The following is a 6463-nucleotide window of genomic DNA, read 5'->3' on the forward strand; positions in this document are numbered from 1 at the left end:
ACGCAGCACGGCGGCATCCCCGGCACGCCGCCGTGCTGCGTGGCGTGCCCATGTCGACCGCGGAGACCGGACGCCGCACCTGGACCGCGCTGCGCGAGCAGGGGCTGCGGGTGGCCGCGTTACCGGTCGCGCAGGACGTCGACGAGTGGGCCGACGCCCTCGCCGTGGCCGCCGCCGCCCCCGGGACCCGGTTCGCCCGACAGGTGGCGGCGGTGCGCCCCACCCTGGTGCGGGGCGGTCGAGGGTGAGCGCCGGCGTCGCGGCGGTCGGTCCGCGATCCCGCCCGTGGTCCGACGACCGGACCGACGGCTATGCGGCTGCCCTCCTACCGTCGGACTCCGCGCCGGCCGGAACGGCGGCGTTGCGCGGCGTGTACTGGCTGGTGCGCAGCGACGGCAGGCGCAGTGCGCTGGCGGTACGACGCTGGCACGGCCCGGCTGAACCGGAGCTGGCCCCGATCGTCGCCCGGTGCACCGGCCCGACCCTCGACGTCGGCTGCGGGCCGGGTCGGCTCACCCGTGCCCTCGCCGACGCCGGGTTGGCCGCGGTCGGGGTGGACGTGTCCGGGCACGCGGTCCGGCTGACCCGGGCCCGCGGCGCGGTGGCCGTGCGGCGGGATGTGTTCTCGCCGCTGCCGGGCGAGGGACGGTGGGCGCACGTCCTGCTGATGGACGGCAACATCGGCATCGGCGGGGACCCAGTCGCCCTGCTGCGCAGGTGCCGATCCCTGACCGGTGGCAGCGGAAGTGTCCTCGTTGAACTGGAGGCGCCCGGGCACGGGTTGTGGCAGGGGGAGGCCCGCCTCGCCTTCCGTACCGTCGGCGGCGAGGTGCGCCACGGCCCGGTGTTCCGGTGGGCACACGTGGACGCGGTGGCCGTGCACGGCGTGGCCGCCGCCGCCGGACTGGTGGTCCGGGACGTCTTCCGGTCCGCCGGGCGCTGGTTCGGTGAGCTCGCCGGCTCGAAGACAATTTCGTCAGCGTGCGCTATTGAAATTCCCGCTCCACCGGTCCAGGATGGCGATTAAGAGCAACAGCCATTGGTGATAACGGAGGACGCGGCGTGGAACGTTCACAAGCCGGGGGACAGCTGACGTGACCATCGCACCGGCTCCACGTCGCGTCAATCAGCAGCCGGCGCCCGACCTGGTCGCCGCCGAACAGGCCGCCGCCCGGTTCCTGGCCGCACTCGACATCGACCTGGACTCCGAGAGCCTGCGTGACACGCCCCGCCGGATGGCCCGGGCGTACGCCGAACTGCTCACCGCGCGCCCGTTCGACCTGACCACCTTCCCCAACGACGAGGGCTACGACGAGCTGGTGCTGGCCCGGTCCATCCCGATCCGGTCGGTCTGCGAACACCACCTGCTGCCGTTCGTCGGTGTGGCGCACGTCGGCTACCTGCCCGGCGAGCGGATCCTCGGACTGTCCAAACTCGCCCGCGTCGTGGAACTCTTCGCCCACCGACCGCAGGTGCAGGAGCGGTTGACCAAGCAGGTGGCCGACTGGCTGGCCCTGGAACTGGCTCCCAAGGGCGTCGGTGTCGTCATCGAGGCGGAGCATCTCTGCATGACGTTGCGTGGCGTGCGGGCCACCGGGGCCACCACCGTGACGTCCACCCTGCTCGGGACCCTGCGGGACGACGCCCGCTCCCGGGCCGAGTTCTTCTCCCTCACCGGAGCCCACTGAACCGAACTGGAGAGCGGCATGGGAAGCACCCCCACATTCGTCATCGTCGGAGCCGGCCTCGCTGGTGCCAAGGCCGCCCAGACACTCCGCGAGGAGGGGTTCGACGGCCGGGTGATCCTGCTCGGTGCGGAGCCCGAACGGCCCTACGAGCGGCCACCGCTGTCCAAGGGCCTGCTGCTGGGAACCACCCCGCGGCCGGACGTGTACGTGCACGCCGCCGGCTGGTACGAGGCGAACGATATCGAGCTGCGTACCGGGACCCGGGTCACCGGCATCGACCGCGACGTCCAACAGGTTGTCCTGGACGGGGGCGAACGGCTCGGATACGACAAGCTGCTGCTGACCACCGGCTCGACGCCCCGCCGCCTCGATGTTCCCGGCGCCGACCTGGACGGCGTGTGGTATCTGCGCACGTTGGCGGACTCCGATCGGATCGCCGAAGCCCTCACCGACCAGGCTCACCTCGTGGTGATCGGTGCCGGCTGGATCGGTCTGGAGATCGCCGCCGCCGCCCGCCAGCACGGCGCTACGGTGACCGTGGTGGAAACCGCCGACCTGCCGTTGCAGCGGGTCCTCGGCGACGAGGTCGCCCGGGTCTTCGCCGACCTGCACCGCGGCCACGGCGTCACCTTCCACTTCGGCGCCGGGGTCCGGCAACTGCGAGGCGCCGGGCGGGTGTCCTCGGTGCTGCTGACCGACGGCACCGAACTGACCGCCGACGCCGTCGTCGTCGGCGTGGGCATCCTGCCCGACACGCAGCTGGCCGAGGCGGCGGGCCTGAAGGTGGACAACGGCATCGTCACCGACGCCCGGCTGCGTACCTCCGACCCGCGCATCTACGCCGCGGGCGACGTGGCCAACGCCTACCACCCCCTGGTGGGCCGGCACATCCGCGTGGAGCACTGGGCGAACGCGCTCAACGGCGGCCCGGCCGCGGCGCGGTCCATGCTGGGCCAGCAGGTCGAGTACGCCCGGTTGCCGTACTTCTTCTCCGACCAGTACGACCTGGGGATGGAGTACTCGGGGTGGGTGGCCCCGGATGGTTGCGACCGGGTGGTGTTCCGCGGCGATCCGGCCGTGCCGGACGGCAGGGCGCCGGAGTTCATGGCGTTCTGGGTCTCCGACCGCCGGGTGCTGGCCGGGATGAACGCCAACGTGTGGGACGTGACCGACCAGATCCAGGCGCTGGTGCGCGCCGGCCATGGCGGCCGAGCCGTCGACCTGGACAGGCTTGCCGACCCGGGGGTGCCGCTCGGCGATCTGCTGAGCTGAGCAGCCGTCTGCCGACCAGGGCGCGGCGGGCGGGTCAGGCCGGATGGATCCGTACGCAGCAGGCTCCCGGGGTGGGGGCCAGCTCCGCCTTCAGGTCCGTCCGGCCGAGCCCGTCGAGCAGACCGGCGATGAACGCCTGGTTGAGGCCGCACACCAGTTCCGTCTGCTGGGCGGCGAGTTGGTGGAAGGGGCAGTTCCGCAGCCGGATCAGGGATTCGTCGTCGGCCGGTTCGAAGCCGAGCTCGGCCAGGACGGGCGCGACCGGCCCGCCCCTGCCGACCTGACGACCGATCGCTACCCCGCGCTGCTCTGCGAGGCGGAGCGCGGCCGACCGGGCGTCGGTGGGATCCTCGGCGACGGCCTGGGCGAGGATCTCGCCCATCAGGTCGTAGCGGCGCTCCGGGATGGTCAGGGAGATGCACCCGGACGCCGGCTCGTACACCTTCGGCGTTCGACCGCGGCCGCGCGGCTGGTCGGTCGGTGCCTCGTACCGGGCTTGCAGCAGCCCGGCGCCGACCAGCTTGTCGAGGTGGAACGCCGCCAGATTGCGGGAGATGTACTGTGCCTCGGCGGCCTCGTCCCGCGTCACCGGGTGGTCCTGGCTGCGGACGTACTCATACAGCGCCCGTCGTACCTGGTCGACGAGAACCGTCACCGCCTGCCAGGGGGCCGTTGCCATGCCGGAAGTTTATCACCAGCAAATGTTGGTAGAAATTCTCCGCGCAGGGGCGTGCCAGCCGGCAGGGCTGGTCGAAGGTCGCGGATGAGGCGTCCCACGCTCTCCAGATCGTCAGCACTGTCAGCGGATAACCCTGGGCAACCCCCAGCCCAACACTGACCACGGTCACAAAGCGCTGTCGGAGTACTAGGCTAGGGGGCATGGTCGTCTGACCATGTTTCTTGACTCAGGGTGGCCAACCGGCAGGCATCGCCTGTTGTCTATGGTTTCGTCCGGCGGATCGCGGTTGGCGGGACATCCGAAGTCGCCGCCGCGGACCGCCGTCCTGATGTTGTTAGGGAAGGGTCGACATGTCCGACAAGTCTCCCCAAAAGAGCAATATGAAGAAGCCAGCCATGACTTTGAAGGAAAAGCGGGCGGCGAAGAAGGCCAAGCATGCGGACAAACCTTCGGCGATCCCGCCAACTGGCCACTGACAAGAACGGTACGGCCGCCGCTCGCGCGAATCCTGGGGGGCGGTCGTCATCTGGTCGTCGTGGGCTAGGAGACAGTCGCCCACCCGCCGTTGACGTACTGAGCTGACTATCGCTTGCGGCGCCCCACCAGGGCGCCGTCGCGGCGAGCGTTTCGCGGCGGGGCGCTGGGCTCGCCGGCGTCTGCCGGGGTTTGCATGCTCGGTCCAGCCGCCTGGTCGCGGCCGCCGCCATCGTCACCCGCACCCCGGCGGCGGACCCACCACCCCGTCAGGCCTCGGACTGCCGCGGGTGGTCACGCACCGTCGAGCAGGCCGGCACCTCCCCGGTGCCGGCCGGTCCCGGCGTGACCCCGCCGCCCACTACAGGCGGCGAGAGGATCAGTTGGCCCGCGGAGGTCCGCCCCACCACCCCGTGGGGAGTCGCTCGCCCGCCCGGCGAGGATCCACAACAACCACCGCAAACCCGGTGAACGCCAGTGGACACCGCACTAGGAGAAATGCGTCTTCGGTCGGGTCAGTCGCTCCCCGTCGACGGTCAGGTCGACCTTCTCGTTGTAGAAGGCGATCAGCCCGGCGATCGGCAGCAGCGCCCCGGTGGGGAAGTCGTACGACCAGGCCAGGTCCGGGTGGACCGTGTCGCCGACCCGGACCGACCAGTAGCCGCTGGTTCGCCCCTTGTACGGGCAGGCCGTCGTCGTCGCCGACGGCACGAGATGGCCGAAGTTCACGTCGGTGCGGTTGAGGTAGTAGCGGGTCGGCAGACCGGTCTCGAAGACCAGCACGGGCGACGTGGACTCGGCCAGGACCACCCCGTCGAGTTCCACCCGTACGCTGCGCGTGGACCGCAGCGCGTCCACCCGGGCGTACGGGTTCCGGGGATGCACGAAGACCTGCTCATCCTCCTCGAACCAGCCGTCCAGGGCGGCCCAGTCGAACCGGACCGTGTCCGCCAGCCCGGGCAGCGCGTCATCGCCGTACAGCCGGGCGGACGAGGGACGGGACGTCTCGCCGACCCGCAGCCCGTGCAGCGCGCCGTGCCGCGCCGCGACTGCTCCGTGCGCTGCTCATCGATCAGCAGGCCACTGTCCACGTCCGCGACCGGGATGTAGTACTGCGGGTAGGACGGCCACTCCCACACGTACCGCGCCCGCCTCGTGTCCAGCACCTGTTCCCCGGCGAGGAAGGCGCGGATCCGGCGAGGCACCGGCTCGATGCGGTCGATCGGCGCGATCGCCTTCGGATAGTCCGGCACCGTGTCCTCCAATGCTCTTTTGGCGGGCCTGCTGGTGGTTCAACGATCGGAGCGGACCAGGGTTCACCAGCGGCTGTGAGCTGAGGCACCTTCGGCCCGGTCGGGAATGAGATCAAGCTCCAGGGATTTGGTGGCAGGTGTGACCGCTGCGAAGTTCCCTGCCCGGCTCCGGACGGATGAGGCCCCATGACCGCGACCGCCGAGCTGACCGAGACGCCCACGCCGCCCCAGCTCAGCGGCGATCTGATGAGTTCCCGGCAACGGCTGCGACTCGTCCTCGTGCTCGGCTCGCTGATCGCGATCGGGCCGCTGACCATCGACATGTACCTGCCGGCGCTTCCGGCCATCGCCGCCGACTTCCAGACGACGTCGGCGGCCGTGCAGCTGACCCTCACCGGCACGCTGGCGGGCCTCGCCCTCGGCCAGTTGCTGATCGGACCGCTGTCCGATGCGGTCGGGCGGCGGGTACCGCTCCTCGCCGGTATCGCGCTGCACATCGTCGCGTCGGTGTTGTGCGTCATCGCGCCCAACATCGCCACGATCGGCACCCTACGGATGCTGCAGGGGCTGGGCGTCGCGGCCGCCGCGGTGGTGGCGGTGGCGGTGGTGCGTGACCTGTTCAGCGGCGCCGCCTTCGCCAAGCTCTTCTCGCGCCTGATGCTGGTGATGGGGGCGGCGCCGATCCTCGCCCCCACCCTGGGCAGCGGGCTCCTTCGCTGGTCGGACTGGCGTGGGGTGTTCTTCGCTCTCGCGGTGTTCGGCGTGCTGCTCGTGACGGTCGCGGCGTTCGGGCTTCAGGAGACGCTGCCGCCGGCACGACGCCGCCACGGCGGCGTGGCCGCCACCGTGCGCGACTACGGCTCGCTGCTGCGTGACCGCACGTTCGTCGGGCTCGTGCTGGTCGCCGGGCTCGCCATGGCCGCGCTGTTCGCGTACGTGGCCGGGTCGTCGTTCGTCTTCCAGCAGCAGTACGGGCTGGACGAGCAGCAGTTCGGGTTGGCCTTCGGAGCTGGCGCGGTCGGCCTGATCACGGCCACCCAGTTGAACGTGCGGCTGCTGCGCCGGTACTCGCCGCAGCCTGGCTCTTATACACATCT

At 71.0% G+C, this 6463-nt stretch carries 7 protein-coding genes and 2 pseudogenes; 6 read left to right on the top strand and 3 right to left on the bottom strand.

Translation table 11 applies throughout. From position 1 onward, the window contains the following. From DKL51_RS34255 to DKL51_RS34270, 4 genes and pseudogenes are all read left to right on the top strand, one after another. A pseudogene (locus DKL51_RS34255) lies at nt 1-248 on the top strand (glycosyltransferase); the annotation flags it as partial. After that, nucleotides 245-1027: a class I SAM-dependent methyltransferase gene (locus tag DKL51_RS34260; protein ID WP_438819694.1), complete on the top strand. Its 783-nt coding sequence runs from the start codon at nt 245-247 to the stop codon at nt 1025-1027. The pseudogene DKL51_RS34255 and the gene DKL51_RS34260, both read left to right, overlap by 4 nt. A gap of 67 nt (nt 1028-1094) precedes the next feature. Continuing rightward, nucleotides 1095-1688, top strand: a complete 594-nt coding sequence (gene folE / locus DKL51_RS34265) for a GTP cyclohydrolase I FolE (RefSeq protein WP_165824506.1) — start codon at nt 1095-1097, stop codon at nt 1686-1688. A gap of 18 nt (nt 1689-1706) precedes the next feature. Further along, nucleotides 1707-2960, top strand: coding sequence for an NAD(P)/FAD-dependent oxidoreductase (locus DKL51_RS34270; protein WP_124813312.1), 1254 nt, complete (start codon nt 1707-1709; stop codon nt 2958-2960). 34 nt (nt 2961-2994) lie between these two features. Here DKL51_RS34270 and DKL51_RS34275 read toward each other — a convergent pair whose 3' ends face one another. Then, nucleotides 2995-3639, bottom strand: a complete 645-nt coding sequence (locus DKL51_RS34275; RefSeq protein WP_109945647.1) for a helix-turn-helix transcriptional regulator — start codon at nt 3637-3639, stop codon at nt 2995-2997. A gap of 350 nt (nt 3640-3989) precedes the next feature. Here DKL51_RS34275 and DKL51_RS36840 point away from each other — a divergent pair, with 350 nt between their 5' ends. Continuing rightward, nucleotides 3990-4115 carry a hypothetical protein gene (locus DKL51_RS36840; protein WP_260428775.1) on the top strand — a complete coding sequence of 42 codons (126 nt, stop codon included), beginning with the start codon at nt 3990-3992 and terminating at the stop codon, nt 4113-4115. 487 nt (nt 4116-4602) lie between these two features. Here the strand turns inward: DKL51_RS36840 and DKL51_RS36000 are convergent, their stop codons facing one another. Together DKL51_RS36000 and DKL51_RS37360 are read right to left on the bottom strand one after the other, a co-directional pair. Then, the gene (locus tag DKL51_RS36000) at nt 4603-4998 is read right to left on the bottom strand and encodes a DUF427 domain-containing protein (protein ID WP_260428776.1); all 396 of its coding nucleotides are present in this window, start codon (nt 4996-4998) and stop codon (nt 4603-4605) included. 176 nt (nt 4999-5174) lie between these two features. Further along, nucleotides 5175-5366 (bottom strand): annotated as a pseudogene (locus DKL51_RS37360) (DUF427 domain-containing protein); the annotation flags it as partial. A 186-nt stretch (nt 5367-5552) separates the two neighbouring features. Here DKL51_RS37360 and DKL51_RS34285 point away from each other — a divergent pair. Next, nucleotides 5553-6463 (top strand): Bcr/CflA family efflux MFS transporter (locus tag DKL51_RS34285; protein WP_260428777.1); only part of this gene is annotated, 911 nt, incomplete at its 3' end.

Source organism: Micromonospora globispora (assembly GCF_003857015.1).
Classification (GTDB): domain Bacteria; phylum Actinomycetota; class Actinomycetes; order Mycobacteriales; family Micromonosporaceae; genus Micromonospora; species Micromonospora globispora.